The sequence below is a fragment of the Bacillus xiamenensis genome (assembly GCF_001857925.1).
In the GTDB taxonomy this organism is placed as follows: domain Bacteria; phylum Bacillota; class Bacilli; order Bacillales; family Bacillaceae; genus Bacillus; species Bacillus xiamenensis.
This window is the reverse complement of the sequence record NZ_CP017786.1, coordinates 2,073,943-2,100,357: the sequence shown is the minus strand read 5'-3', so window position 1 is coordinate 2,100,357 and position 26,415 is coordinate 2,073,943. Positions and strand designations below refer to the sequence as shown.

The 26,415-nt window shown below is 42.4% G+C and carries 24 protein-coding genes; 15 read left to right on the top strand and 9 right to left on the bottom strand.

Annotation, left to right across the window (positions count from 1 at the left end):
* Positions 1–3: 3 nt before the first annotated feature.
* The 4 genes from kduD (at position 4) to BK049_RS10620 (ending at position 4,596) form a co-directional block, all read left to right on the top strand.
* Positions 4–777 (top strand): 2-dehydro-3-deoxy-D-gluconate 5-dehydrogenase KduD, encoded by a 774-nt coding sequence (gene kduD, locus BK049_RS10635; protein ID WP_071168477.1) that lies wholly within the window; start codon positions 4–6, stop codon positions 775–777.
* A gap of 106 nt (positions 778–883) precedes the next feature.
* On the top strand, positions 884–2,350 hold the full coding sequence (locus BK049_RS10630) for a spore germination protein (RefSeq protein ID WP_008357577.1): 1,467 nt from the start codon (positions 884–886) through the stop codon (positions 2,348–2,350).
* A gap of 3 nt (positions 2,351–2,353) precedes the next feature.
* Positions 2,354–3,454 (top strand): GerAB/ArcD/ProY family transporter, encoded by a 1,101-nt coding sequence (locus BK049_RS10625; protein ID WP_071168476.1) that lies wholly within the window; start codon positions 2,354–2,356, stop codon positions 3,452–3,454.
* The gene (locus BK049_RS10620; RefSeq protein WP_071168475.1) at positions 3,451–4,596 is read left to right on the top strand and encodes a Ger(x)C family spore germination protein; all 1,146 of its coding nucleotides are present in this window, start codon (positions 3,451–3,453) and stop codon (positions 4,594–4,596) included. The genes BK049_RS10625 and BK049_RS10620 overlap by 4 nt, the downstream gene beginning before the upstream one ends.
* 14 nt (positions 4,597–4,610) lie before the next feature.
* Here BK049_RS10620 and BK049_RS10615 read toward each other — a convergent pair whose 3' ends face one another.
* Together BK049_RS10615 and BK049_RS10610 are read right to left on the bottom strand one after the other, a co-directional pair.
* Positions 4,611–6,008, bottom strand: coding sequence for a bifunctional glycosyltransferase family 2 protein/class I SAM-dependent methyltransferase (locus BK049_RS10615; RefSeq protein ID WP_071168474.1), 1,398 nt, complete (start codon positions 6,006–6,008; stop codon positions 4,611–4,613).
* 289 nt (positions 6,009–6,297) lie between these two features.
* Entirely contained in the window at positions 6,298–7,662 is a 1,365-nt protein-coding gene (locus BK049_RS10610; protein WP_145939406.1) for a sugar porter family MFS transporter, read from the bottom strand.
* A gap of 272 nt (positions 7,663–7,934) precedes the next feature.
* Between BK049_RS10610 and BK049_RS10605 the strand changes: the two genes are divergently transcribed.
* Together BK049_RS10605 and BK049_RS10600 are read left to right on the top strand one after the other, a co-directional pair.
* A complete protein-coding gene (locus tag BK049_RS10605; protein WP_071168473.1) occupies positions 7,935–8,900 on the top strand; it encodes an LCP family protein in 966 nt (321 codons plus the stop codon).
* Positions 8,901–9,234: 334 nt separating this feature from the next.
* Complete coding sequence (locus BK049_RS10600; RefSeq protein ID WP_008354793.1) at positions 9,235–10,116, top strand: Cof-type HAD-IIB family hydrolase; 882 nt, start codon at positions 9,235–9,237, stop codon at positions 10,114–10,116.
* A 56-nt stretch (positions 10,117–10,172) separates the two neighbouring features.
* Here BK049_RS10600 and BK049_RS10595 read toward each other — a convergent pair whose 3' ends face one another.
* The 5 genes from BK049_RS10595 to pgsB all read right to left on the bottom strand — a co-directional run bounded on the left by BK049_RS10595 (position 10,173) and on the right by pgsB (position 14,496).
* Positions 10,173–11,396, bottom strand: a complete 1,224-nt coding sequence (locus tag BK049_RS10595; protein ID WP_071168472.1) for a C40 family peptidase — start codon at positions 11,394–11,396, stop codon at positions 10,173–10,175.
* A 101-nt stretch (positions 11,397–11,497) separates the two neighbouring features.
* Entirely contained in the window at positions 11,498–11,668 is a 171-nt protein-coding gene (gene edmS, locus BK049_RS19515) for an extrachromosomal elements maintenance protein EdmS (RefSeq protein ID WP_008354797.1), read from the bottom strand.
* Positions 11,665–12,831 carry a CapA family protein gene (locus tag BK049_RS10590; protein ID WP_008354799.1) on the bottom strand — a complete coding sequence of 389 codons (1,167 nt, stop codon included), beginning with the start codon at positions 12,829–12,831 and terminating at the stop codon, positions 11,665–11,667. Before BK049_RS10590 ends, edmS begins: the two co-directional genes overlap by 4 nt.
* Positions 12,832–12,849: 18 nt before the next feature.
* A complete protein-coding gene (pgsC, locus tag BK049_RS10585; RefSeq protein ID WP_007497520.1) occupies positions 12,850–13,299 on the bottom strand; it encodes a poly-gamma-glutamate biosynthesis protein PgsC in 450 nt (149 codons plus the stop codon).
* A 15-nt stretch (positions 13,300–13,314) separates the two neighbouring features.
* Complete coding sequence (gene pgsB / locus BK049_RS10580) at positions 13,315–14,496, bottom strand: poly-gamma-glutamate synthase PgsB (protein WP_008354802.1); 1,182 nt, start codon at positions 14,494–14,496, stop codon at positions 13,315–13,317.
* Positions 14,497–15,244: 748 nt separating this feature from the next.
* Between pgsB and BK049_RS10575 the strand changes: the two genes are divergently transcribed.
* The 9 genes from BK049_RS10575 to rbsB all read left to right on the top strand — a co-directional run bounded on the left by BK049_RS10575 (position 15,245) and on the right by rbsB (position 24,697).
* The gene (locus tag BK049_RS10575) at positions 15,245–16,726 is read left to right on the top strand and encodes a spore germination protein (RefSeq protein WP_071168471.1); all 1,482 of its coding nucleotides are present in this window, start codon (positions 15,245–15,247) and stop codon (positions 16,724–16,726) included.
* On the top strand, positions 16,716–17,813 hold the full coding sequence (locus BK049_RS10570) for a GerAB/ArcD/ProY family transporter (RefSeq protein ID WP_071168470.1): 1,098 nt from the start codon (positions 16,716–16,718) through the stop codon (positions 17,811–17,813). Before BK049_RS10575 ends, BK049_RS10570 begins: the two co-directional genes overlap by 11 nt.
* On the top strand, positions 17,803–18,945 hold the full coding sequence (locus tag BK049_RS10565) for a Ger(x)C family spore germination protein (protein WP_071168469.1): 1,143 nt from the start codon (positions 17,803–17,805) through the stop codon (positions 18,943–18,945). Before BK049_RS10570 ends, BK049_RS10565 begins: the two co-directional genes overlap by 11 nt.
* Before the next feature lie 118 nt (positions 18,946–19,063).
* Positions 19,064–20,050 (top strand): LacI family DNA-binding transcriptional regulator, encoded by a 987-nt coding sequence (locus BK049_RS10560; protein WP_071168468.1) that lies wholly within the window; start codon positions 19,064–19,066, stop codon positions 20,048–20,050.
* Positions 20,047–20,925 (top strand): ribokinase, encoded by an 879-nt coding sequence (rbsK, locus tag BK049_RS10555; RefSeq protein ID WP_071168467.1) that lies wholly within the window; start codon positions 20,047–20,049, stop codon positions 20,923–20,925. Before BK049_RS10560 ends, rbsK begins: the two co-directional genes overlap by 4 nt.
* Positions 20,922–21,314 (top strand): D-ribose pyranase, encoded by a 393-nt coding sequence (rbsD, locus tag BK049_RS10550; protein ID WP_071168466.1) that lies wholly within the window; start codon positions 20,922–20,924, stop codon positions 21,312–21,314. Before rbsK ends, rbsD begins: the two co-directional genes overlap by 4 nt.
* 15 nt (positions 21,315–21,329) lie before the next feature.
* Positions 21,330–22,811 (top strand): sugar ABC transporter ATP-binding protein, encoded by a 1,482-nt coding sequence (locus tag BK049_RS10545; RefSeq protein ID WP_071168465.1) that lies wholly within the window; start codon positions 21,330–21,332, stop codon positions 22,809–22,811.
* 1 nt (position 22,812) lies between these two features.
* Positions 22,813–23,766, top strand: coding sequence for a ribose ABC transporter permease RbsC (gene rbsC / locus BK049_RS10540; protein ID WP_071168464.1), 954 nt, complete (start codon positions 22,813–22,815; stop codon positions 23,764–23,766).
* 13 nt (positions 23,767–23,779) lie between these two features.
* Positions 23,780–24,697, top strand: a complete 918-nt coding sequence (gene rbsB / locus BK049_RS10535; RefSeq protein ID WP_008354820.1) for a ribose ABC transporter substrate-binding protein RbsB — start codon at positions 23,780–23,782, stop codon at positions 24,695–24,697.
* 34 nt (positions 24,698–24,731) lie between these two features.
* Here the strand turns inward: rbsB and BK049_RS10530 are convergent, their stop codons facing one another.
* Both BK049_RS10530 and alsR read right to left on the bottom strand, forming a co-directional pair.
* Positions 24,732–25,349: a flavin reductase family protein gene (locus BK049_RS10530; protein ID WP_174549228.1), complete on the bottom strand. Its 618-nt coding sequence runs from the start codon at positions 25,347–25,349 to the stop codon at positions 24,732–24,734.
* 32 nt (positions 25,350–25,381) lie between these two features.
* The gene (alsR, locus tag BK049_RS10525) at positions 25,382–26,296 is read right to left on the bottom strand and encodes an acetoin biosynthesis transcriptional regulator AlsR (RefSeq protein ID WP_071168462.1); all 915 of its coding nucleotides are present in this window, start codon (positions 26,294–26,296) and stop codon (positions 25,382–25,384) included.
* Between the last annotated feature and the right edge of the window lie 119 nt (positions 26,297–26,415).

Below are 26,415 nucleotides of genomic sequence, written 5' to 3'. Positions count from 1 at the left end.
GAGATGACGACGACATCCTATGTAGCGTCCCTCTTTTCCCTTGAAGGCAAAACAGCTCTTGTCACAGGTCCTGGAACTGGTATTGGTCAAAGCATCGCTGTGGCGCTTGCCAGTTCAGGTGCAGATATCATTGGCACATACCACCATACACCCCTTGATGAAACAAAATCGCTTGTTGAACAGACGGGCAGATCATTTCATGCGGTTCAAGTAGACTTTGCAGATCCTCCGTCTGCTCAGCAGGATATCGATGCCCTTTTAAAACAGCATACAATTGATATTTTAATCAATAATGCTGGTACTATTAAAAGAGAGCAAGCGGCTCATTATTCAGAGGAAGACTGGCATACGGTCATCAATGTGAATATGAACAGTCTCTTTTTCCTCACGCAAAAGGTCGGACAGCAGATGCTGAAAAAAGGGCAGGGAAAAATCGTCAATATCGCCTCGCTTCTATCGTTTCAAGGCGGTGTCTTTGTCCCGGCCTATACGGCGAGTAAGCATGCAGTCGCAGGGTTGACGAAAGCTTTTGCAAATGAATGGGCAAGCCAGCACATTCAGGTGAATGCGATTGCCCCAGGTTATATTGCAACCAATAACACGCAAGCCATTCGGGACGATGAGAATCGGAATGAAGAGATTCTCAAACGAATCCCTGCTGGACGCTGGGGACGGCCTGAGGATCTAGCCGGTGCCGCCGTATTCCTCAGCTCACCCGCCTCCGATTATATGAACGGTCATATTTTAGCCGTAGATGGCGGCTGGCTTGCGAGATAAACATATGGAGAGAATTCCTATTTTCAGGGATTCTCTTTTTTCTATTTGCATAATTCTCCCCCTTCCGAGTCACTCTATAAAAAACATGATATGAGGGTGAGGTAATATGAAAAGTCGTATTGAACCAGATATACAGTCCGTCATCAAGCGCGTCAAAAGCTTTGCGGGGAAAAGTGATGATATCGTGTTCCATTCTTTTTCATTTGGTCCTTCCACTATCTCTGCATGTCTCGTGTACGTTGAAGGACTCACAGAATTCGAGATGCTTTCCAAACAAATCATTTCACCAATGCAAAAGGAACTGAAGATCACTGAAGTCGATCACACTACACTTCCTTCCCTTTCTAAAACATTCTTTGGCATTCAAAATGAAGTACTGGTAGATATAAACCTTGCCATTGAGCAGTTATATAGCGGCAGGGCTATTTTATTTGTGGATGGAGCGACGCAAGCGCTTGCGCTCCAAACAAATCTTTTTCAATTTAGAGAAGTAGAGGAGCCGCAATCTGAAGTCCTTGTAAGAGGGCCACGGATTGGATTTATTGAGAACCTTGAAAAAAACACAGCTTTACTTCGTGAACGGGCAAACGATCCGAACCTTGTCATTCAAAAGGTAAACATAGGTACTCGTAACAAGAAGTCTGCCGCTCTCGTGTATGTTCGTGATATTGCAGATCCCAAACTAGTAGAAGATGTTCAATCTCGCATGAAGCGAATCAAAATGGACGATATCCCTGAAACCGGCTATATCGAACAGCTAATCGAGGACAGTCACGTCTCCATTTTTCCACAGATTCAAAACACAGAACGCCCTGACCGGGTGATCGCCGCTGTGCTTGAAGGGAAGATTTCCATTTTACTCAACGGTACGCCTTTTGCGCTCATCATGCCTATGACACTGACTGCCTTGATGCAATCGCCAGAGGATTATTATCAGAGGTGGACAAGCGCCACCCTTTTACGTTTACTCCGTTATATTGCGGTACTGCTGACTATTTTTTTACCAGGACTCTACATCGCCCTTGTTTCCTATCATCCCGGCTTATTACCAACACGAATGGCACTCACCATCGCAGGTAGCCGGCAAAATGTTCCCTTCTCTCCTGTCGTTGAAGCCATCCTCATGTCGTTTACGATTGAACTGCTGCGGGAAGCCGGGCTTCGCCTTCCGAGGGCGATTGGGCAGACGATTGGACTGATTGGCGGTGTCATTATTGGGCAGGCAGCTGTACAAGCCAATATCGTCAGTGCATTAATGGTCATTATTGTGTCACTGACTGCCTTGGCCGATTTTACTGCACCCTCATATGACTTTAGCTTCCCATTACGAATTCTGCGGTTTATGGCGATTTTCAGTTCAGCGATGTTTGGGTTATACGGCTTAATCATGTGCTATTTATTTGTGCTTTGCCACTTGATGCAATTAAAGACCTTTGGTTTCGACTATTTCACACCTGTTTTGTCTTCACCGTTTTCAGACTTAAAGGATACGTACGTTCGTTTACCGATAGGGCTATTTAAATCGAGACCGAAAACAACCAAGACAAAAAATATCAAAAGACAAGGAGAGTAAACGATGTACAGAGCTGAGAAGCTATCATTGTTACAAGTCACCATTCTGTGCAGTTCTACAATGATAGGCGCTGGAATATTAACCATTCCACGCAGTTCTGCCAATTCAGGGTTCCCTGATGGCTGGATCATTGTATTAATACAGGGAGTCATCTTTGCTTTCATTGCGTTTTTGCTAGGTTGGATCGCTGAAAAGAATGCACCGGACACCATTTTTGAGTCAAATACAAGAGGAGCCGGCGCATTCTTTGGCACGATGTTTAATTTAATGCTAATTGCATATTTACTAGCCATTGTCGGCTTTGAGGCGCGTGTACTTGGGGAAGTGGTTCAGTTTTTCCTGCTGCAAGAAACCCCTATGACGGTGATTGTCATGATTTTTTTACTCGTGGCGATCTATCATTTGAAAAGCGGGATCTTTCCAACAGTAAAAATAGTGACATATATTTATCCAATCACCATGGTCATCTACATTGGACTCATGCTGTTTTGTCTAAAAATATTCGATTTTGATTATTTACGCCCTGTCATGGCGCACGGTTTTAGGGATTTTCGTAACCTGTTTCCTCAAACCTTTATTCAATTTACAGGCTTTGAAGTGATTTTGTTCGTTATACCGCTTATGTATAAAGAGAAAAGGTCGAAAGCGAAATGGGCGGCAGCAATCGGTGTCGGGATCACATCTCTTGTCTATTCCCTCACGCTTTTTGTTGTGATTGGCTCCATGACAGTTGGAGAAACGAAATCCCTCACGTGGCCGACAGTTTCTCTCATTCAAGCGCTTGAAATTGAAGGCGTATTTATTGAACGATTTGATATTTTCTTACTGACGATTTGGACATGCCAGCAGTTCATTTGTATGCTTGGTTTTTTCCAATTTGCCATTAAAGGCTGCCAAACAGTCTTTAAGACCACCAATTTAATGAGACTGCTATGGGTGCTATTTGTGATTTCCGCAGCATTGTCTCTTTTTCCGAGAAATATCAATGAAGTCTTTTACTACTCTACTTTACTCGGCTATTCGCTGTTCGCTATTTTAGCCATTCCTTTTATAACAGCTGTTCTTCTGATGATACGTAAAAAATGGGGAGGTCGTTCTGCATGAGAGGACGTCATTTATTGCTATTGTCTATGTCCTGCTGTCTTTTACTACTATCAGCAGGCTGCTGGGACTTAAAGGATATTGAAAAATTATCGTTTGTGCGTGGTGTTGGCATTGACGAGGAGGGTGACAACGGAGTCAAGCTCACCTATCAAAACCTTGTACCAAAAATGGGTGGAACACAAGAAACAGACTCTCCTGGCTATGTGAATGTGGTCTCGAAGGGGAAAAATGTACTGGAGGCTGTGAGTACCGTTGCCTTGAAAGGACCGCCGATCTATAGTGATCATCTTAAAATCTTTTTGTTCGGCAAAAATCAAGCAGAGCATCATGATATTCAAGGGACACTGAATCACTTTATACGAGATGATGAGGTTCGAAGAAGCAGCTACATCCTAGTGTCACGAGGTGATGCGTCAAAGGTGATCAACCAAAAATTAAAATCACAGCAAAAGGTTCCAGTTGAGCATATCTTTGAAACATCGAAAAACCGGAGCTTTAACGGAAAGATTTTACTGCCGACACGTATTGGCCGAGCGTCCGATTACTTTCAGATGGGCACAAGCTTTCTTGTCCAAAGTGTGGATGTAGTAGACGGTGAACTCACATACGATGGAGCAGGCATCATCCATGGGAAAACGAGAAAGCTCATAGGATTCATCCCAGCAAAAGATGTCCAATCCTTAAACTGGGTCATGAATCGCATTTCAGGCGGAGTCGTACCAGCCACCTACAAAGGCTTTCCAATCACGTATGAAATGAAGCAAGCAAAATCAAAGGTCGAACCTTATCTGAAGGATGGAAAGATTTCCTTTACCATTCATGTGACAACAGGCGGGAAGCTATCAGAGGATCAATATCCCCCTGAAAACTCATTCGATGAACATTACATCAAACGATTTGAGCGCATTTTTGCCAACAAAATGAAGGAGCGGATTCATAAAGCTGTTAACCACATGCAAAAAGAAGTTGGTGTTGATCCGATCTTTTTAAATCAGCAGGTGCGCATCAAGTATCCTGATTTTTGGGAACAGCATCGAGACGAGTGGGACACACTATTCCAAGAAGTAGACATTGATTATAAGATAAAAGTCAACATCTTAAACTTTGGTGCAGAGGGCGCAACGAAAAGCTTTAAATGGTAACAGCAAAAAGGCGGTTATCCCATGGGGGAACTGCCTTTTTTACGAGCCACAATTAAAAGTTGGTATAATGTCACGTGATCGGATAATGCTTTTGTTTGAAAGCCAAGTGCTTCTCCTACTCTCGCCACTTCGTCAAAAAATAATTGGACGTTTTGATCAATTTGCACATTGATTGGCTGTGTGTTCACAAGGTCAAACAAATGCTCTGGAAAGAGTGCGCTCATCGTTTTTGGTGTGAAAAACCTCATATGCGTTCGATCTAGAATCCCCGCATCTTGATACGTAAAATCACCTGTCATTAATGGCAGGAGCACTTCTGCATGCATCATATTAGGCAAGCAGCAAATGATCACGCCCCCTGGCTTTAAAGATGCGTGCGCTTGAGCAATCAGTTCCCATGGATCTGACATATGCTCTAATACATCAGAAAATATGATGGCATCAAAAAAAGTTTCCTTCTCTGACCACGGATACTCATCTGCTTTTGCCTCAATGACTTCTTTGTAATATGCCTTTGCAATCTCTGCTTTTAGTGCATCTGCCTCCACTCCGTACATGTCAACAGACTGCCGATTGATAAGCTCAAGTCCTGTCGCCCCTGCACCGCATCCCATATCCAGCACACATACGGCATCCTTAGGAAGCAGAGCTGCAAAGTATGGATGGGGCGCTATGAGGTTTAAATCAATGCCCCATTTATCTAAAAACCGAAGCCTGTTCTCGGCAAACAGTGTAGAGATGTTTGTCTCCTGATTCGCATGGAAGGTTGCATGACCGTGATGATGCACAAATGAATCATGGACGATTTGCAGCTGATATCCCTTTAATAATGAACGCAAACAAAGGTCGTCATCTTCAAATGACCCATATCCAAACCGCTCATCAAAAAACCCCACATCCTTGATCAGCTTTCTTTTTACCAGCAAACAAAACCCAACAAGTCTATGCACATACGTCCTCTGACCTTTCCTCGCAGCCGTATATTCCTTAGCAAAAGCAGGAAGCTCCTTCACATCTGTGTACGATGGATGAACGAGCTGAGGACCACTCACATAATTAGAGACTGGTCCCACCATGCCAATACGTTCTGATGCAAATAATGCCTCTTTTAATGGAGAAAGCCAGTTTTCAGTTACGATCGTGTCGTTATTTATAAAGAGAATACTGTCTCCTGTCGCTCGTTTCGCTCCTTGATTACAGCCCTTTGCAAAGCCTTGATTCTTCTCGTTATCAATGAACACGACATCTTCCAGTTCTCTGATATATTCCTTCGTACCGTCTGATGAGGCATTATCTACTACGATGAGTTCATATTGGTCACTTCGGGTATGCTGCTTGATGCTGTCGATACATGTTTTGGTTAAGTGCAGTTCGTTGTACGTCAGCATGACAATGCTCGTTTTCCCTTTCATCTCACTCCACCTTTCGCCCGCCTGTTCCATATGTATGTCATATGCAGCACGTTCAGAAGATGAGAGATTGTCTTTTCTTGATTAAACGTTTGTTTAACAAAGGGCTAAAATGAACTTGATTTATCCCTTTGTCTTCTTTTCATCGTGATAGAGAACCTTTGCATTCTAGGAAGGACGAGTACCGGCGCGGAGCGAATTTGACATTCGTGAGCACCGGCACGCAGGACTGCGGGCGAATGCGAGGGTTTTCTACACGCTGAGACTAGCCGCTGTATGCAGCTAGTCTTTTTTATACCGTTTCCCCTTCATCATTGACGACGGTGCGGTTTCTCTTTTTTAAATCTGCTTCAATCTCTTCAAGACTTTTCCCTTTCGTTTCTGTGACTAAGTATTTCACAAACAAGAAGACGCCTATGCCAATGACCGCATAAATCAGGAACAGATGACTGATGCCAATCGCACTTAACAAAGCTGGGAATGTAAGCGAGATGATCAAATTCCCTGTATGAAGCAGGAAGGTCGATACCCCCGTACCGATTCCCCGGACATGTACTGGGAACAGCTCTGGCAGCATCACCCATACGACTGGACCCCAGCTGACAGCAAAGATCACAATGAAGAGTCCTAAACAAATAATCGTTGTCCATCCAGCGGCTGTTGATCCTTCGAAAAATCGGTTCACTACCGACAGGACAATTAAACTAAGGACCATACCGGCATTCCCAAATAGGAGTAACGCTTTACGCCCGACACGATCAATGATTTTGATCGCCACAAACGTCATGACGACATTGACCGCACCAATACCCACAGTTCCTAAAATCGCCGCTGAATCGCCAAAGCCGACACTTGTGAATGTTTTAGGTGCATAGTAAATGATCGTATTTGTACCAATAAACTGCTGTAAAAAGGCTAAACCGACACCAGCGATTAAAGCTGGGCGCACCCATGGTTCAAATAACTCCTTCAAACCGCCCTTCTCTTCACTTTCCGCCTTTTGTATATCTGACATTTCTTCTTCAACTTCTTGCTTACTCTGTCTAAGTTTTGACAATATCTCTTTCGCCCGCTCCCTCTGTCCATGGACAAACAGCCAGCGGGGGCTTTCAGGCATAAACAAAATACCAAATAATAATAAAACAGAAGGAACAACGGCAATCCCAAGCATCAGACGCCATGCCTCTGCATCCGCTAAAACGTAGTTCACGATATAGGCGAGAAGAATACCGAATGTGATCATGAGCTGGTTTAAAGAGGACAGTGCCCCTCTTGATTCCTTTGGAGCAAGTTCAGATAAATATAATGGAACAATCGTCGTCGAGCAGCCTACTGCAAGCCCCAGTACGATTCTGAATAAGACCATCATCTCCGTATTTGGTGCAAGAGCTGTTCCAAATCCGCCAATAATAAATAAAATCGCTGCGGCGATAATGGCTTTTTTCCGTCCAAATTGGTCTGTCAGCTTCCCAGAAAGAGAAGAACCAAGCATCGCCCCAATTAAAATCGAGCTGACGACAAGCCCCTCTGTAAACGCATTTAAACCTAAATCGTCTTTCATAAATAAAATGGCGCCAGAAATGACACCTGTATCGTAACCATATAAGGCGCCGCCAAGTGCGCCGAAGAAATAAAGCCAACCATTCCGATTTTTCATGCTCATAACCCCTCTTTTATCTATGTCTTGACTGGATGATTCTCTATGAAAAATCATTTTCCTCACTTCCTGCCAATTCAAACATTTCGATGTTTTATGACAAATATATTTCATTTGCGTATCATCGAAACTTTTTATGAAGAACATACGTCAATTAAGCGTTGGTGAAAAAAATGTCGCACTATATCCCGTTTTAAGGTATATTTGTTTTAGTTTGTAAACATGAAGAAGGACATCTTTACTATAAAAATCATAGCGAGGGTTTAAAATATATGAATCAATCACGAAGCAAACGCAAAGGTAAAAAGCGTTTAAAACCATGGGTGAAAGTCACTCTTTTTATATTTGGTATTCTTTTACTGACAACCGCTTCTGTCACAGGCTATGCCTACTATAAAGTGACAACTGCTGCGAAAAAAGCACAAGTATCTCTAGAACGCGGTGCACAATCAGTCAAACGGATTGAAGCATTCGATCCTGGGAAAGACAGCTTTTCTGTCTTACTTCTAGGAATAGACAGCAGATCAGGCGAAACAGTTAAACAAGCACGAAGCGATGCCATGGTCTTGGCGACAGTCAACCGTACAAATAAAACCGTGAAATTATTAAGCATTCCAAGGGACTCCTATGTGAATATTCCAGGTCATGGCTATGACAAAATTACACATGCCCACGCATTTGGTGATGCAGATTTAACGGTGAGTACAGTGGAGAATTTACTAGATATTCCAGTTGACTTTGTCATTGAAAGTAATTTCAAAGCATTTAAGGAAATTGTGAATGAACTTAATGGTGTTTCTATTAACATTAAAGATGAATATGTAGTCAAACAGATTCAAAAAGATACAAAGGGCAAGGTTGTGCTTCAAACGGGGACGCAGACACTTAATGGCGATCAAGCTCTCGCCTATGTGAGAACGAGAAAAGCAGATAATGATTTAATGCGCGGACAGCGTCAAATGGAAGTATTAAAAGCCATTTTTGATAAATCAAAATCATTAACATCTATTCCGTCATATGACAATATCATTGATACACTTGGTGAGAATGTCTCAACCAACCTATCCATGAAAGAATTAATCGGCCTCTTCCCGCTTCTGACTTCATTGAAATCTGTTGATACCATTCAATTAAAAGGATCTGACTATCAGCCAAACGGCGTTTATTATTACCAATTAGATCAAAATCAACTGAACGAAGTAAAAGCTGAATTAAAGAAACAGCTTGAATTATCGTAAGCAGAAAGAGCTAAAATGATTTTTATTTTAGCCCTTTGTCTTCTTTCCAGCGTGACTTGAAAACCTTTGCAGTCTAGGAAGGACGAGTACCGGCGCGGAGCGAATTTAACATTCGTGAGCACCGGCACGCAGGACTGCGGGAGAATGAGAGGTTTTTTTCTACACGCTGAAAGCGTCCCTTTGGGCGCTTTTTCTTTTGACCTTGATCATTTGTCCATTTTTGTTTAGCCTTGATCATGAGGAACCCACGATTTTTTATTCTTTCATGAGAATGAAGGAAATCGTACATACTTTTGAAGAAGCGATTGCTTGAACGAAGGAGGATTTGACAACAATGAGAAAGATGATTGCGATTGATTTGGACGGCACACTCTTAAATACAAAAAGTGAAATTTCCATACAAAACCGGCAGGCATTGATTCGTGCGAAGGAGGCTGGATATATTGTAACCATTTGTACAGGGCGGGCGACTTTTGATGTGAAGAATCTTCTTGGTGATTTGGACATTCCCATTATTGCGGCAAACGGAGGAACAGTCCATACGGAAGGATACAAGCTCTTTAGCAGAATCACACTTGATCAAGAAACAGGGAAACGTGCTGCTAAGGCATTAGTGGAACGGAACATTTACTTTGAGGTATATACAGACGATGCCCTCCTCTCCCCCTTTGATGGAAAAGAGAAGCTGAAAGCAGAATTTGATGTGCTCAAAAGTGCAAATCCAAATGAGGATGCAGCTGATTTATGGGAAGGGGCCATGACCCAATTTAAACAATTTGGCATCAAACCAGTAGATGATATCCGCCAGATTTTCGAATCGAATGAATCGACCTATAAATTACTGTGCTTCTCATTTGATATGAACAAGCTGCAGGAAGCACGAAATCTTCTTGCCGAGATGCCTAAGCTCTCATTGACTTCGTCTGGAAAACATATCATTGAGGTGCTGCCGAAAGAGTCAGGGAAAGGACATGCCCTTAAAAAGCTCGCCGCCCATTATGGCGTAGACCGCTCCAATATTTATGCGATCGGTGACAGCCCTAATGATCTATCCATGTTCGAAGAAGCCGGTCACCGAATTGCGATGGGGAATGCGGTGGATGTCATTAAAGAAAAGAGCACATACGTCACAAAAGGCAACCACGAGGATGGCGTCGCCTATTTTATTGATCTGCTTTTACAGAATCAATTCCAAGAAAAAAAGACGCTTGTCTGATCAGCGCCTAGTGAGAAGTCCAGAAGTCCGATCCGCGTGTTGGTCGGGCTTTTTCTTTATTTTTCGATTCTAACAGCCGTCTCATATTTATCCTTCCAGTACGAGCTTGTTTTCATATTGGTAATGACAACGCCATTTGAGACCGTCACATGAATGACTTGATTTGATCCTGCATAAATGGCCGGCATCAATGAAGTCCCATTGAAGAAAACGAGATCTCCCGGCTTAAGTTCCGAACGTTTCACAGGCGTTCCTGCTTTGATTTGTCCTGATGCATAGCGGGGCAACTCAATGCCAAGCACTTCTTGATAGATAAACTGTGTGAATCCTGCTGTATCAAATCCTTGTTTTGGGTTCGTACCGCCTTTCACATAAGGAACTTCCCCAATATACGTAGCGGCTTTTGAAACGACCTTGTCTTCCTTCGCTAGTTTCAATTCAGTTAATCGTTTCGCACCTGTCCATTTCTCGCGCCAATATGATTCAGACAAATAAGAGATCGTCACACTTTCGGAACGGCTCGCGTGAATAAAGCGGTCACCTCCAATGTACATCCCTACATGAGAAATCCCTTTTTTATACGTGTTGCTAAAAAAGACAAAGTCCCCAGGACGAATATCGTCTAGTGCCACTTTCTCTCCAACCAGCCATTGCTGTTCAGCACTTCTAGGCAAATAAATCCCAAGTGATTTTTCAAATAAATATTGTAAAAAGCCTGAACAATCAAAACCGACTTTTGGATCTGCTGCACCAAACACATAAGGAATTCCTAGATATTTCATCGCATCTTTCACAAGTTGATCATCCGAGATTTCTTGGGAGGCAGGCAGCCGTTTGACCGCATAAAACCGGTCTGTCCAATATTTGCTTTTGCTGACATCTGTTTTCACCACACCTTGACTGAGCGTGATGTGGATCACCTGATGGTTTCCAGCATACAAAGCCACATGTGTCGGAATATCTTTTGTTTCATCAAGACTGCGGAAATAGACAAGGTCTCCAGGCTTTGCTTTCTCCCATGATACCTTTTCCCCAAGCTGATATTGATCAATCACCTTTCGCGGCAAATCGAATGTACCGGATGTTTTGTATACATATTGAATAAAGCCAGATGCATCAAACCCCGTTTTTGGATCGGTTCCTCCTTTATGATAAGGGGTACCCATCAGCGTTTCCGCTTGCTCTAAAGGAGATTTTGTTTGAGCAGACACCTCTGATTGAGACATAAACATCAGTCCTACGAGTGCACATCCTCCAAGCAGCATCCCTTTCCATTTCATAATCTATTCCCTCCTTTCTTCTATAGTTTCGGCAAGACACCTTTCATTTTACACCTTTTTTCGCCAAAAAAGAGCACGCAAGGCGTGCCCTCATTTCACCATTATTTACTTGCTTCCATTTTTGACTGCTTTTGCTGTTCGATTTTCTGCATTTCAACTGAGATCTTTTGTTTTTCATGATCTGTGAGGCTATCACTAAATTTAAAAGCAGACATAAAGACAAATACTAAAATTAACGCAACAAACGGCCAGCTTGCTTTTAGGAATTTCATTTCTTATCCTTCCTTTCGTTTTCTTTTAATGTTTGAACTTTATCGGCATGATCGACTTCAAAGAAAATATGTCCGTCTTTTTCTTTCCAATCCGCATTCGTGCCATTTGTCAGCATACGGATAATGGATTTTGATTCAAAGGATCCTGCTTTGACTGGAGCAGGCGTTGCTTCTTTGATATACATTGGGATCACTTCAAAAGTTGCTTTTCCATCTTCATTCAGATGATACTGAACAAGTGCAGAATCACGTGTTCTTGACCAGCCTTGGTCAAAAACAAAGTTCCCTAGGCTATAGAAAATCGCTGTTCCATTGTAGACTTCCATAGGCTCAAGAACGTGCGGATGTGCACCGATAATGATATCAGCACCAGCCTTTGACATCGCTCTTGCCAATTCTCTTTGTCTGTCGTTTACTTCATTGTTGTACTCCTGTCCCCAGTGAGCATGAACAACAACGATATCTGCCTTTTCAGCAGCTTGTGAAATCATCGGAATAAAGATAGATGGATCGGCTGGCAAAATACCTGCCTTGCGATTCGATGCTTTAAAAGCTTTTCCATATACATCTGTAAAACCAAGGGTAGCGATTTTGACACCATTCACTTCTTTGTACGAAATGTTCTGCTTCGCATCTTGGAGGTTACGCCCTGCCCCTGTGTATCCAATACCTGATTTTTCAAAGGCATTGATTGTGTTGTTCAACCCTTTTTCACCGTAGTCTGATGCATGGTTATTCGCAAAGTTTAGTACGGAAAAATTCAAATCCTTTAGCGTTTGGACAGACTCTTCATCTGTTTTCAAATGAATATTCTTTTGCGCCGCCTGTTCTTTATCTGATGCAACTGGATGCTCAAAATTCCCTGTTACATAATCTGACGCATCAAAATATGGTTTAGCGTAGCGAAAGAGATGCTGTTTTCCATAGCGGTCTGTCACTTTCTCTACATTTCTTCCAAACATAATGTCGCCAACAAACGAAGCGGTTAGGATGTTCTCTGGATTCTTTTCTACAGTTGGCACTTGTGCTTTCCCGATAAATGTAAATAGGAATGTACAAGCAATGACAATCGGTAAAGCAATCAGTACGTGTTTATTCGTCTTTTTCTTTTGATTCTTTGTGATTTTCAGCAGCTTTTCCTGAAAGCTCAATTTTTTATTCATCATTGGACACACCTTATCTTAAAATAGATAGTAAACATACATGATGGCAAATGTTGCACCACTTAGAAGTAACGTGCTTCCAAGGGTAATCGTAAGACCTTGCTTTTGAATTGTATTCGCAATCAATCCAGGTACGATAATTCCGATTCCGCGGAATTCTGCTATTTCAAAAGGGACCACTGGATAGAAGAAATCAAATATGAGCTTTAAGGCAATCCCTGTAATCAGCATCGCCGCAAACTTTCTGCGTCCGTACAAAATCATAAATTTTGATAGACCAAAGCGAACGATCACGTACGTCAGCAAGCTGACAGATAAGACGACTAAGATGAAGACTGGCTGGTTAAATACAAGCGCAAGATAACCTGGAACAACCAGTCCAGCTGGTACGATACCTGTTTTTTCTGCAAAGATTAAACTGAGTAGAACACCTAAAATTAACGAGATATAAAGATCTGATCCGAACATTTTCTATATTTCCTCCTAGCTGACAAGCTGCTTAATTTTGTATTCTTGAATTTTTTCGATTAAAGGTTCAGCGGCTCCGTGAATATTGCCGACTCCATAAACCACTCGATTATGAAGCTTTTTCTCAAGCATGTTCATAATTTGTTCTGTAGATTGATATTCAAGGTTGTGTAAGTGGTCAGCCGGGATTTTTCCTTCCTCAAATGCCTTCACAATTGGATCAGTCGTTTCACCAATTAAGACAAGATCACTTGCTTCAATATAAGGGAGTACATCCTCTGCAAACTGGATCGTTCTATCTACACGATCCGCACGGCAGTTCATAATAATAATCGGTTCATCTGTTGGATATCCAATTTCCTTCACACGCTTCCAAATGTTCAATGTAGATGCTGCGTCATTTGCCGCAAATCCATTTACAAAGTGGCCAGGTGTTTTCGCGTCCATTAATGGAAGAATTCTCATCGCTCCTGGATCAGGCGGCGCATTTAACATTCCTCTGAATGCCGTATCTTCATCAATCCCTAATGCTTGAGCGACACCAAGTGCAAGCGAAGCATTATCTGGGAACACCATGTACTCAAATTTCCGTAAATACTCATCAGTAATCTTGGAATTATCTGCAACAATCACTTCAGTGTTGCGTTTTTTCGCAATCTCTTTAAAGAAATCTGTATATTCACTATCCGTAATAACCAAGTGTCCATTGTAAGGAATTGTCGCTGTAAAGGCTTCAGCTATTTCATCAAGAGTTGGCCCCATTACATCCATATGATCTTCAAGAACGTTTACGATCACGCCGATATTCGCTTGAAGCAGCTCTTCCTGAAAGATAATTTGGTAATCTGGATTGACCGCCATACATTCACTGACGATGGCATTTGCTCCTCTTTCAACTGTTTCTCTCATAACTTCTTTCTGCTCACCGATATTTGGTCCTTGCGGTTTCCTTTTAATCGGTTTCTCTTCTGGCGTATCCCAATAAATCATTCTTGCATCCGTTCCTGTTGTTTTGCCGACAGTTTTATAACCTGCCTCCATTAAGATACCGGTTGTCAATCTTGTAACGGTGGACTTTCCGCGAATACCATTAATATTGACGCGCACCGGCAGGGCATCGATATTTTTCTGATGACGCTTCTTTTCAATAAAGCCAATCCCTAACATGATGACACAGGCTATAACGATTAACCACATCGCTTATCTACATCTCCTTTTTTATATGAGTGTGATATGTAAATTCAATCAACAGTATATCTGTTCAGCATAAAATCACAATCGGTATTATGTAACATAATCTTTCGCTTCCTCGTATGCCAAATTCCTCTCATCAGAAGGCGTATTTGCCTAGCTCTCGCTCAAATGAAAAGGCCAAAAGACGGACTAAAACTATTCTAAATTTCTGCTTTGAAGATGAGAAAGCGTTACCATCAAACACCCCAAAATTTTTTGTCCTTTTCTCCCTAAATTTTTCGACAATTATTAAGATGTATTTCGAATCAATGTTTTAAAACCCTTTCATCTCGATGAAATCAGTCATATCAACGCTTTAAACGAATAGTGTGTGTTTTAGAATGTTTTATCTTTTTAAATGAACAGGTTAGAAAGTCATCCTCATTCGTCAGAATGCTGCACGTTGACCTATGACAAAGGTCATATCCAAAAAAATCAAGTCTTATGCTTATTTTCGGGTCACGAAAAAATGGGATAAGATGTCAAATGTTGATCAATTTGTTATAGCTTCTCTTTACGATATTCGCTCCTTATGACCTAAACAATGAAACATTATTCATTTCTTTTTATCAAGATTCATCATTTCTTAACATTTTTAATATGATTTTAGTTGAAAGTTGTCGGTTCATGTCATCCTTTCTCCAAAGATGACGCATAAAATCATCTTCTCCGCTTACACTATGGTTAAAAAATCTGTGAGAGGAGGCTAAAGATGCCAAACACGAATGAGCAAACACGGTTACAATTCCTATCAGGCAATTTCGAAGAAAAAATTCGAATACTGAAAAAAGCATTTCAGCAAAGTGGGGATTTTGAATATCGAGAATTGATGGTAAATGAAACGAAATCTGTCCTTTTCTTTATTAAGACAAGAATTGATGAAGGCAAACTAAACGATTTTATTATCGGAAACTTGTTAGGCCCTCCTGGAAAGCAGGACTATACAAAATCTCTTAGTACGCTTGAAACAGGAGACTTAACGCTGATTACCGACAGCATTATTGCAGGAAGTATTGCCTTTCTTGATGAAAAATCCTCGCAGATCAAATTATTTGCCGTTGGACAGCCGCCGCTGCGCTCTATTTCTGAACCTTCTTCTGAGAGTATTATTGCGGGCGCACATGATGGGTTTGTTGAGAGTCTAGATACCAATTTATATTTGCTGCGTTCACACTTAAATGATCGCAAACTCGCCATCCAGTACCATAAGGTCGGCACAAAATCAGAAACAAAGATTGCCACTATTTATATTTCTGATATTGCCAATCAAGAAAAGGTAGACGAGGTCAACAAACGAATTTCTTCTATTAAAGTAGACACGCTGCTAAGCCCTGGGTCTATTGTGGAGGCAATTGAGGATGATTCGTATTCAATATTCCCGCAGCTCATAGATACGGAAAGACCAGACAAGGTGAGATCAGCGATCCTTGAAGGGAGAATTGTGGTGTTGATGGATGGCAGCCCGATGGCCCTCATTCTGCCTATTACGTTCTTTAGCTTCTTTCAATCTCCAGATGACTATAATAGCCGATGGATTCCGGCTACGTTTATTCGTATGCTACGTTATCTTGCCTGTATGATCGCTGTGATTTTGCCATCTTTTTATATTGCTGTGATTGGTTTTCATTATGAGGTTGTCCCAGATGAATTAGCGATTACGATGAAGAATTCCATTATCGGCATTCCTTTTCCACCTTTAATAGAAGCGATGCTGATGGAAATTACGATTGAGCTCATACGCGAGGCTGGGGTGCGTCTGCCAAAGCCAATTGGTCAGACGATTGGGATTGTAGGCGGTTTGGTCATTGGGGACGCTGTTGTCAAAGCTGGACTGATTTCAAACGTCCTTGTCATCGTGGTCGCAGTAACAGCCGTAGCATCCTTTGTCCTGCCATCCTTTGAAATGACGTCAACCATTCGTATGTTGCGTTTCCCCCTCATGTTTATGGCATCAATGTTTGGGTTTATTGGCATTTCCTTCGGCCTGTCTATCGTACTGATGAATTTATGCCGCCTAGAATCACTAGGTGTCCCGTATTTATCTCCAGTTGCCCCATTTAACTGGCAGGACTTAAAAGACACTGTGATTCGATTACCGATGTGGATGTACAAAAAGCGCCCTGTTTACTTAAACCCACAAAAGAAGGAGCAAATTGAAAATTTGAGAGGATGGAAAAATAAAAATGAAAAATAAAATATCTCCACCTCAAGCTGTCTTTTTTATCATTCAATCTCAAATTGGTGTCGGTATTTTAGCTCTCCCCAATTTGCTCATGAAAGACATGGGTCACGATGGCTGGATGGCGATTATTTTAGCCTGTTTTTTTATCCAAATCATCAACACTATTTTTTTATATATTATCCACAAGTATCCAGACACATCGTTTTTTCAAACGTTAATTGAGGTGTTTGGAAAATGGGTCGGCCGGTCTTTGGCGGCGCTTTATACGATATATTTCGCATCGGTTTGCATCGTCGTGCTCTCCATTTTCACAAGAATCCTTGGTATTTGGGTGCTGCCACTTACGCCCAACTGGGTCATTAATCTGTTATTGATGATATCCATTATCTATATTGCAAAAGAACAAATTACAGCGATTGTCAGGTTAAACTTTATTTTGACTCCTTTTTTACTCTTTCTGTCTCTCTTAATGTTCTATTCGTTAAAAGGGACCAATATCGACTATCTCATGCCCTTTTTCCAAATGGACCTTTCTGAAGTTGCACTTGGATTAAAGGATGTCGTTCTATCTATGAATGGATTTGAGATGATTCTTATTATCTCACCATTTATGAAAGGCAGCATCAAAGTACGGTATAAGGTGATGACCATTGCAAATATATGCACGACGCTTTACTACCTATTTATTACATTGATTTGCTTTATGTTTTTTAGTCCGATCGAGCTGAAGGTGATTCCGAATCCTGTCCTTTATTTATTAAAGACCATTTCATTCGGTATCATTGAGCGGACAGACTTAATTTTTCTCAGTTTCTGGGTGTTTGTCATTCTTGCCACACTCAGCAACTACCTTTACTTCTGTGCAAATGGTTTGTCCAGCATTCTCAAGAAAAAGGATCACAGAAAATATGTGTATGTTTTTGCCATTTTGGTCTATGCTGCTAGCTGCTTTCTTTCAACTGATAACTTTAGGATTCAGCGCTTTAATGACTTTACCACCATTGCACAGTATTCATTTATTTACACACTTCCGGTCTTTATGGCCATTATCATTTTCATCAAACATCGCAAAGGGAAGGTGAAATCACATGCGTCATAGGTTCATACTAACGCTGCTTATGTGTATTTCTCTCATCTTCATGCCTGCCTGCTGGGATCAGAATTTATTAAAAAATATCTCTCTTGTATTAACATCTGCTGTTGATCAAGGAGAGGATGACAACGCAAAGTATTCAATTACCTATCGAAAGGTGCAGCAGTCCCAAAGCATGGAGCAAGGAAATACAGGCAGTTACTTAACCACACTCCTCACAACGGAAGCACCTACTTTACGCAAGGCAAGATCGAACTTCAGCCGGATTGTGGACCAAAAAATCGACATATCCAAAATGCGGGTCATGCTCATTGGTGATGAGTTTGCACAAAATCGCCTGCTCCCTTACCTAGATATGTTTTATCGCGATCCCAAAAGCCCTTTACTCGCAAACCTGGCTGTGGTACAAGGGGGAAGCTGTGTGGATGTGATCAACGAGCTACTGAAGGAAAAGCTCATTGTAAGCGACTATTTAAATAACTTAATCACAACCGCATCACGCTCCTCCCAAGTAGCACCTAAAAACATTCAAAGTATCCGGTCTAAAATGCTCCAAACCGGCGAGGACTTCACACTGCCATTAATTCATTTCGATCAATCGAAGAAATTAATCAGCGTAAAAGGGGTTGCACTATTTGATAATGAGAAAAAGAAGGGCGAGCTGTACGGTCAAGATGCGATCTTGCTCACCGTGATGGATAATAAAATGGGCAGGTATGCCAATTTCACCAAAAAAATCAGAAATGACATGAAATTAAAGGAGAACAATTACATCACCATTCAAGTCACAGATACAAAGAGAGATATCAAGATTGAGAATCCTGGTCACCGAGACTTAACATTTTCACTCGAATATGAATTCAAGACCTCGGTTCTCGAATACCCAAAAGATAATCTTGATACAGACAAAAAAATTGAAATGCTTAACAAAAGACTTTCAGTCATTTTGACAAAAGAAGCAGAAAAAATCATCGCTACGATTCAAGAAGCGAATTCTGATGTTCTCAGCCTCGGCAGAAAATATCGGGTGAAACATTATGATGAGTATATGAAAATGAACTGGATAAAAGATTATCGCAAGGTGAAAATCATTCCAAAAATCAAAGTGAATATTACACAAACAGGCATTATTAGTTAAGAAAAGGAAGACACCCTCTTTCTTTTCTTTTTTTTATTTTTTTAAGATTGTCTTTTCAATGCTTTCGTGATAATCTATCTGTGTAAACGGTTACACATCAACGAAGGGAGGCACTCCATTGGCTACAATTAAAGATGTTGCAAAAGCTGCACAAGTGTCTGTTGCGACTGTTTCACGCGTGCTCAACGATACTGGATACGTCCATATTGATACGAAAACCCGCGTGACACAAGCGATGCAGGAGCTGAAATACTTCCCCAATGAAGTGGCACGATCCCTTTTTAAAAGAGAATCAAGATTAGTTGGTCTTATCTTACCTGATATCACAAACCCCTTCTTCCCTCAGCTGGCTAGAGGCGTTGAGGATGAGATACATGCGAACGGTTTTCGATTATTATTCGGAAACAGTGATGAAGATCGAGAGAAGGAAATGGCCTATTTACAAACCTTTAAGCAAAATCAAGTGGTCGGTGTCATCGCTGTCACAAACGAACCTGAATCGGATCTGTACAATGATGATGAGCTGCCTGTTGTGTTCTTAGACCGAACCGTTCCAAACGCACCTTCTGTTTTTGCAGATGCTATGGCAGGCGGGAAAATAGCTGCAATGGAATTAATCAAACGCGGCAGCCAGCAGGTCACATTGCTAAAAGGGCCCGCTCATCTTCAAACAGCGCGGCAAAGATTCAAAGGCGCTCTCGATGTTCTGACTGAAGAAGGTGCCAACTTCCATGTGATGTCTAACGCTTCTTTTTCCTTTCAGGAAGCCCGAAAAAGCGCCAAGGCTCTGTTTCAGCTGTACCCTGAAACAGATGGCATTATTGCCAGCAACGACATCGTAGCAACAGCCGTCATACACGAAGCGCTTCGAATCGGAAAAGCCATTCCAGATGAAGTCCAAATCATTGGATTTGATGATATTCCGCAAAGCGAACTGCTTTTCCCTTCTTTATCAACGATACGGCAGCCCGCCTATGACATGGGGAAAGAAGCTGCAAAGCTGATCATCAAAGCCATTCAGAAGCAGCCAATAGATCAATCAGTTATTCAAATGCCCGTCTCTTTTATTGAACGAGAGACCACAAGAAAGGTGGATTCACAATGAGTCAAATTGTTGTCGTAGGAAGCTGTTCCATGGATTTAGTTGTCACATCGAATAAGCGGCCGAATGCCGGAGAGACCGTCTTGGGCGAATCATTTAAAACGGTCCCAGGCGGAAAAGGCGCCAATCAAGCCGTTGCAAGTGCAAGGCTGGGCGCAGATGTATATATGGTTGGCAGAGTCGGTGATGATGCTTACGGTCAGGACATCATTCGCAATTTACAAGCACAAGGTGTTCGCACCACCTATATGAAACCGGTTACCGATATGGAAAGCGGAACAGCTCATATCATTTTGGCAGAAGGAGATAACAGCATTGTTGTCGTCAAAGGAGCAAACAATGAGGTCACACCTCACTATGTAAATGAGGCGCTTTCTTCTATTGAAGACATTGGAATGGTCCTCATTCAGCAAGAAATTCCTGAAGAAACAGTCGAAGCCGTCTGCGCCATTTGCAGTGAGAAAGGGATTCCAGTCATCTTAAATCCCGCACCAGCTCGTCAAGTGTCTCAGCAAATATTCAATCAAGCTGCCTATATTACACCAAACGAGCACGAAGCAGCTCTTATGTTTGATGGACTCACAATAGCAGAAGCTTTGCGTCAATATCCAAACAAATTACTCATTACAGAAGGAAAAAATGGCGTACGATATTTTGATGGATCAAAAGAAGTATTAGTCCCGGGCTACCCTGTCAAAGCAGTCGATACAACAGGAGCGGGCGATACCTTTAACGGAGCTTTGGCTGTAGCACTAATAGAAGGAAAGTCTCTGTATGACGCACTGGCCTTTGCAAATCTCGCAGCATCCATCTCTGTCACTAAATTTGGCGCACAAGGCGGCATGCCGACAAGAGACGAATTGGAGAAGAAAGAATGAAAAAAAACGGCATATTAAACAGTCATATCGCCAAGGTGCTTGCTGACCTTGGTCATACAGATACAATCGTCATCGCTGACTGCGGTCTGCCAATTCCAGAAGGTCCAATCAAGATCGACCTTGCATTATCAATCGGCACACCATCCTTTCAGGTGGTCACATCCCTCCTGCTTCGGGAAATGGCCGTTGAAAAAATCACCGTAGCCAGTGAAATCAAAGAAGCCAATGAGAGAGATCATTTGTTTTTAAAGGAAGCGCTCTCACATCCTTTAGATGAAGTAGACCACGAGACGTTCAAAGACATGACCAAACAGGCAAAAGCAGTCATTCGAACGGGCGAAGCGACCCCATACGCAAACTGCATTCTTCATGCCGGTGTCATCTTTTAAAAGGAGGAACCACATATGAACATTGAGATGCATAACATCCATAAGGCCTTTGGGAAAAACACCGTTCTATCCGGGGTCTCCTTTGACCTCGTCACAGGTGAAGTCCATGCGCTCATGGGTGAAAACGGAGCAGGAAAATCCACTTTAATGAACCTGCTGACAGGCCTTTATTCAGTGGATCAAGGAACGATTCAAATTGACGGAAAAGAAACCGCTTTCAAAAGTCCGAAAGAAGCTGAACAGCACGGAATCGCCTTCATTCATCAGGAGCTGAACATATGGCCTGATATGACCGTACTCGAGAATTTATTCATTGGAAAAGAAATCTATACAAAGCTTGGTCTCCTAGACACCAAGAAAATGAAAGCCCTCGCCCAAGCGCAGCTGGACCGATTGTCTGTCAACCTCTCACTTGATCAAGAGGCAGGAAGCTGTTCTGTAGGACAAAAACAGATGATTGAGATTGCAAAAGCGTTAATGACAGATGCGAAGGTCATCATCATGGATGAGCCAACGGCTGCTCTCACAGACAGAGAGATTGACAAGCTATTTCAGGTCATTGAATCACTCAAAAAAGAAGGCGTTTCCATCGTCTATATTTCTCACCGTATGGAGGAAATCTTTGCGATCTGTGATCGAATCACGATCATGCGTGACGGAAAAACGGTCGATACGAAAGCGATACCAGACACAAATTTTCATGAAGTCGTCAAAAAAATGGTCGGCCGCGAATTAACAGATCGTTACCCTGAGCGCACACCTTCTAAAGGTGATGTTGTCCTAGAGGTCAAACAAGCGACGAGGAAAGGACGATTTCAAGATATCAGTTTCTCAGTCAGAGCAGGAGAAATCGTCGGTGTCGCCGGCTTAATGGGAGCTGGCCGGACGGAAATGATGCGGTCGCTATTTGGCCTCGATTCACTTGACCAAGGGGAAATCTGGGTACACGGAAAAAAGGCTGTCATTAAAAAGCCAAGTGATGCCGTCAAGCTAGGCATTGGCTTTATCACAGAGGATCGCAAAGATGAAGGACTGATGCTGGATGCATCTATTCGAGAAAACATCAGTTTACCTAACTTAGACAGCTTCTCTCCAAAAGGGCTGATTGACAAGAAAAATGAACAAGATTTTGTAGACCTGCTCATCAAAAGGCTGACGATCAAAACAGCTTCATCTGACATTTCTGCACGCAGCCTGTCTGGTGGAAATCAGCAAAAAGTCGTCATCGCCAAATGGATCGGCATTCAGCCGAAGGTATTGATTCTAGATGAGCCGACAAGAGGTGTTGACGTCGGGGCGAAACGAGAAATCTATCAGCTCATGAACGAGCTGACGGATCGAGGCGTTGCGATTTTGATGGTCTCCTCTGAGCTCCCAGAAGTTCTAGGGATGAGCGACCGAGTGCTGGTCATTCATGAAGGAACCATCAGCGGAGAATTAGATAAAACAGAAGCCACACAAGAACGAATTATGACACTAGCTACAGGAGGGAAGTAACATGAAACCACTTACTTCAAATGGACGATTCGACCACATCATGCAAAAGCTTGGGCCATTCTTAGGACTCATCATCCTTGTCGCCATTGTTTCTATTTTAAATCCAGCCTTTTTAGAGCCATTAAACATTTTAAACTTACTAAGACAAATCTCCATTAATGCCCTCATTGCCTTTGGAATGACGTTTGTTATTTTAACCGGAGGGATTGATTTGTCTGTCGGTGCAATTCTAGCGCTGTCTAGTGCTCTGACCGCCGGCTTTATTGTGTCTGGCATGGACCCGATTCTCGCCATCATCGTTGGATGTATCATCGGTGCCATTCTTGGAATGGTCAACGGTCTTTTAATTACAAAAGGAAAGATGGCTCCTTTTATCGCAACACTTGCCACGATGACGATTTTCAGAGGATTGACGCTTGTTTATACAGACGGAAACCCCATTACAGGGTTAGGCTCTAACTATGCGTTTCAGCTATTTGGCCGCGGATATTTCTTAGGTATCCCTGTTCCAGCGATCACCATGCTTCTCACCTTTATTGTGCTTTGGGTGCTGCTTCATAAAACACCTTTCGGCAGAAGAACGTATGCCATCGGAGGAAATGAAAAAGCTGCGCTCATCTCAGGCATTAAAGTACCACGCGTGAAAATCATGATTTATTCATTAGCGGGCTTCATGTCTGCTTTAGCAGGGGCGATTTTAACCTCTCGACTAAACTCTGCTCAGCCAACAGCTGGTACGTCGTATGAGCTTGATGCGATTGCTGCCGTTGTACTTGGCGGGACGAGCCTGTCTGGCGGAAGAGGACGCATTGTTGGCACACTGATCGGGGTACTCATCATCGGGGTCTTGAACAATGGGATGAACTTACTTGGTGTTTCATCATTCTATCAGTCTGTTGTGAAAGGGATTGTCATCTTGATTGCAGTCCTACTCGACAGAAAGAAATCTGCTTAAGGAGGCAGCTGCTATGAAAAAATATGTAATCCTGATCATGACTCTCTCATTATTCATGCTTTCTGCCTGCTCGCTAGAACCGCCAGAGTGGGCCAAATCAACAAAGGATGGCAAGAAAAAAGATATTAAAATTGGTCTGTCGATCTCGACGTTAAATAACCCATTCTTCGTTTCTCTCAAAAACGGTGTGACAAAAGAAGCGAAAAAGCTTGGCATTGAAGTGGTCATTGCAGATGCACAAAATGATTCAGCCAAACAAACAAGTGATGTTGAAGATTTAATTCAACAAGGGGTCGATGCATTACTCATTAACCCAGCCGATTCCTCTGCCATCTCAACCGCTGTCGAATCAGCAAATGCTTCAAATATACCTGTCATCACATTAGACCGCTCAGCAGAAAGTGGAAAGGTAGAAGCACTCGTTGCCTCAGATAACATCAAAGGCGGCGAAATGGCAGCGAACTTTATGATCGACAAGGTTGGTAAAGGAGCAAAAGTGGCTGAACTAGAAGGTGTACCAGGCGCTTCTGCGACACGTGAACGAGGAAAAGGCTTCCATCAAATTGCAGACAAAGAGTTAGATGTGACAGCCAAACAAGCCGCTGACTTTGACCGGACAAAAGGACTGAATGTCATGGAAAACCTGCTTCAAGGAAACCCAGACATCAAAGCTGTTTTTGCCCATAATGATGAAATGGCACTTGGCGCTTTAGAAGCGATCCAAAGTTCTGGAAAAGACATTCTTGTCGTCGGCTTTGACGGTAACGAAGATGCACTGAACTCGATCAAAGCAGGAAAGCTCTCCGCAACAGTCGCGCAGCAGCCAGAGCTGATCGGTCAGCTGGCAGTCGACGCTGCAAGCGATGTATTAAAAGGCAAGAAAGTAGAGAAAAACATTGCAGCTCCATTGAAACTCGAACAAAAGAAATAAACGAAAACCCCCGATAGCTTGGGGGTTTTTCACATTATTCTGGTCTTTTCAGCACAAAGGACGTGCCTAAATGGGCATAATCATTTCCCGCTAAACGCGCAACTGGCTTCAATTCATGAGTAGAAACATAGCCTTTTTCCGCATCATAAACAGTCTCATCTAAATGCGCACACACCACCCGTCCAATGATATGATCGACTGTGATCTCCCCTTCATCATTTTGAAAGGTGAGATGCTTTTCCAGCTGACATTCAAAGCGAATGCGCGCTTCCTGAATCCCCGGCACTGAAACGACATGGCTCTCCACTTGATGAAGACCGGTGCGATCCAGCTCACTCTCTTCCTGCGGCAAAGTAGCAGCTGTTTCATTAATATCTTCGATCATCGCTTCATCACTCACATGGACCACAAACTCTTCCCTGTCGATGATATGCTGCGCTGTATCTTTCATCTGTCCTTGACGTCGCCCGATAGAAACAGCGATGAGCGGCGGGTGTCCGCTGACGACATTAAAGAAACTAAATGGTGCGGCATTGACGACATGTTCTTTAGACAGACTTGTAATAAACGCAATGGGTCTTGGAACAATGGAACCAGATAATAATTTATATGCTTCTTTTCGTGACAGCTGATCCATTTGTAATGTAATCACTTCAAGCATGCCTCCTCTTTTATGTAACGACATCATCCCATGTCTATCTCTGTCTGCCCTTGCTCCGGCTCAGCGCGATGAAGTATATGGTGGACAAGATGAAATAAAGCCGGATTATGGTTTTCTCGTCTATAGGAAATGGTCCATTCCGCCAGCAGCTGTTCATCTTCAATTGACCGATACACCACATCTAAGTTAAATAAACGCCGGGCTGATTTTGGAATGACAGCAATACCGATACCTGCTGTAACAAGTCCAATAACCATTTGATATTCCGCCGCTTCCTGCACGATATTCGGAGAAAATCCATACTTTTCACATAGCAGAATAAAGTGCTGATAAAGGGACGGCCACGATTCCTTACATAAAGAAATAATCGGTTCATGACGAATATCTTCAATGGTGACCGTTTCTTTTTTGGCCAATGGATGATTTTTCGGAATCGCAAAAATACATTCACTTTGTTTCATTAAACGACTGACCAGTTCTTCATGCGGTGAGGTAGGATGTAAAAATCCAATATCAATTTCCCCGTTCAAAAGTGCCCTGAGCTGCTGCGGTACAGAAAGCTGCTTCAGCTCAATACTGACAGAGGGATAGAGCTCTCTGAATTCACGTACAACTGGCGGCAGAATATCATACGTCGCTGTTCCAACAAAACCAATGATGATTTTTCCAAGCTCCCCTCTTGCTGTATGACGGGCATGATCGACGGCTTTATCCAGCTGATGCAGCACGCCCCGGACCTCATGTAAAAAAACCTTCCCAGCAGCCGTTAACTCCACCACTCGTTTAGACCGGTGAAACAAAGGAAATCCCAATTCTTCCTCAAACTGCTTAATTTGCTGACTAAGTGGAGGCTGTGTCATATTCAATCGTGCGGCCGCTCTGCCGAAATGCAGCTCCTCCGCCACTGTGACAAAATACTGCAAATGTCTCAGTTCCATCCTTTCACTCCTCACACACTTATTCGTGAAACATATTAAAACTACGTTAAACATATATTGGAAAATCTAATTTGTGAAATGTATAGTAAATCATATCATGAAAATATATTTTCATAAAA

Coding starts and splice junctions, on each gene's coding strand:
- kduD (WP_071168477.1), top strand. CDS start 4: ATGACGACGACATCCTATGTAGCGTCCCTCTTTTCCCTTGAAGGCAAA.
- BK049_RS10630 (WP_008357577.1), top strand. CDS start 884: ATGAAAAGTCGTATTGAACCAGATATACAGTCCGTCATCAAGCGCGTC.
- BK049_RS10625 (WP_071168476.1), top strand. CDS start 2,354: ATGTACAGAGCTGAGAAGCTATCATTGTTACAAGTCACCATTCTGTGC.
- BK049_RS10620 (WP_071168475.1), top strand. CDS start 3,451: ATGAGAGGACGTCATTTATTGCTATTGTCTATGTCCTGCTGTCTTTTA.
- BK049_RS10615 (WP_071168474.1), bottom strand. CDS start 6,008: ATGAAAGGGAAAACGAGCATTGTCATGCTGACGTACAACGAACTGCAC.
- BK049_RS10610 (WP_145939406.1), bottom strand. CDS start 7,662: ATGAAAAATCGGAATGGTTGGCTTTATTTCTTCGGCGCACTTGGCGGC.
- BK049_RS10605 (WP_071168473.1), top strand. CDS start 7,935: ATGAATCAATCACGAAGCAAACGCAAAGGTAAAAAGCGTTTAAAACCA.
- BK049_RS10600 (WP_008354793.1), top strand. CDS start 9,235: ATGAGAAAGATGATTGCGATTGATTTGGACGGCACACTCTTAAATACA.
- BK049_RS10595 (WP_071168472.1), bottom strand. CDS start 11,396: ATGAAATGGAAAGGGATGCTGCTTGGAGGATGTGCACTCGTAGGACTG.
- edmS (WP_008354797.1), bottom strand. CDS start 11,668: ATGAAATTCCTAAAAGCAAGCTGGCCGTTTGTTGCGTTAATTTTAGTA.
- BK049_RS10590 (WP_008354799.1), bottom strand. CDS start 12,831: ATGAATAAAAAATTGAGCTTTCAGGAAAAGCTGCTGAAAATCACAAAG.
- pgsC (WP_007497520.1), bottom strand. CDS start 13,299: ATGTTCGGATCAGATCTTTATATCTCGTTAATTTTAGGTGTTCTACTC.
- pgsB (WP_008354802.1), bottom strand. CDS start 14,496: ATGTGGTTAATCGTTATAGCCTGTGTCATCATGTTAGGGATTGGCTTT.
- BK049_RS10575 (WP_071168471.1), top strand. CDS start 15,245: ATGCCAAACACGAATGAGCAAACACGGTTACAATTCCTATCAGGCAAT.
- BK049_RS10570 (WP_071168470.1), top strand. CDS start 16,716: ATGAAAAATAAAATATCTCCACCTCAAGCTGTCTTTTTTATCATTCAA.
- BK049_RS10565 (WP_071168469.1), top strand. CDS start 17,803: ATGCGTCATAGGTTCATACTAACGCTGCTTATGTGTATTTCTCTCATC.
- rbsK (WP_071168467.1), top strand. CDS start 20,047: ATGAGTCAAATTGTTGTCGTAGGAAGCTGTTCCATGGATTTAGTTGTC.
- rbsD (WP_071168466.1), top strand. CDS start 20,922: ATGAAAAAAAACGGCATATTAAACAGTCATATCGCCAAGGTGCTTGCT.
- BK049_RS10545 (WP_071168465.1), top strand. CDS start 21,330: ATGAACATTGAGATGCATAACATCCATAAGGCCTTTGGGAAAAACACC.
- rbsC (WP_071168464.1), top strand. CDS start 22,813: ATGAAACCACTTACTTCAAATGGACGATTCGACCACATCATGCAAAAG.
- rbsB (WP_008354820.1), top strand. CDS start 23,780: ATGAAAAAATATGTAATCCTGATCATGACTCTCTCATTATTCATGCTT.
- alsR (WP_071168462.1), bottom strand. CDS start 26,296: ATGGAACTGAGACATTTGCAGTATTTTGTCACAGTGGCGGAGGAGCTG.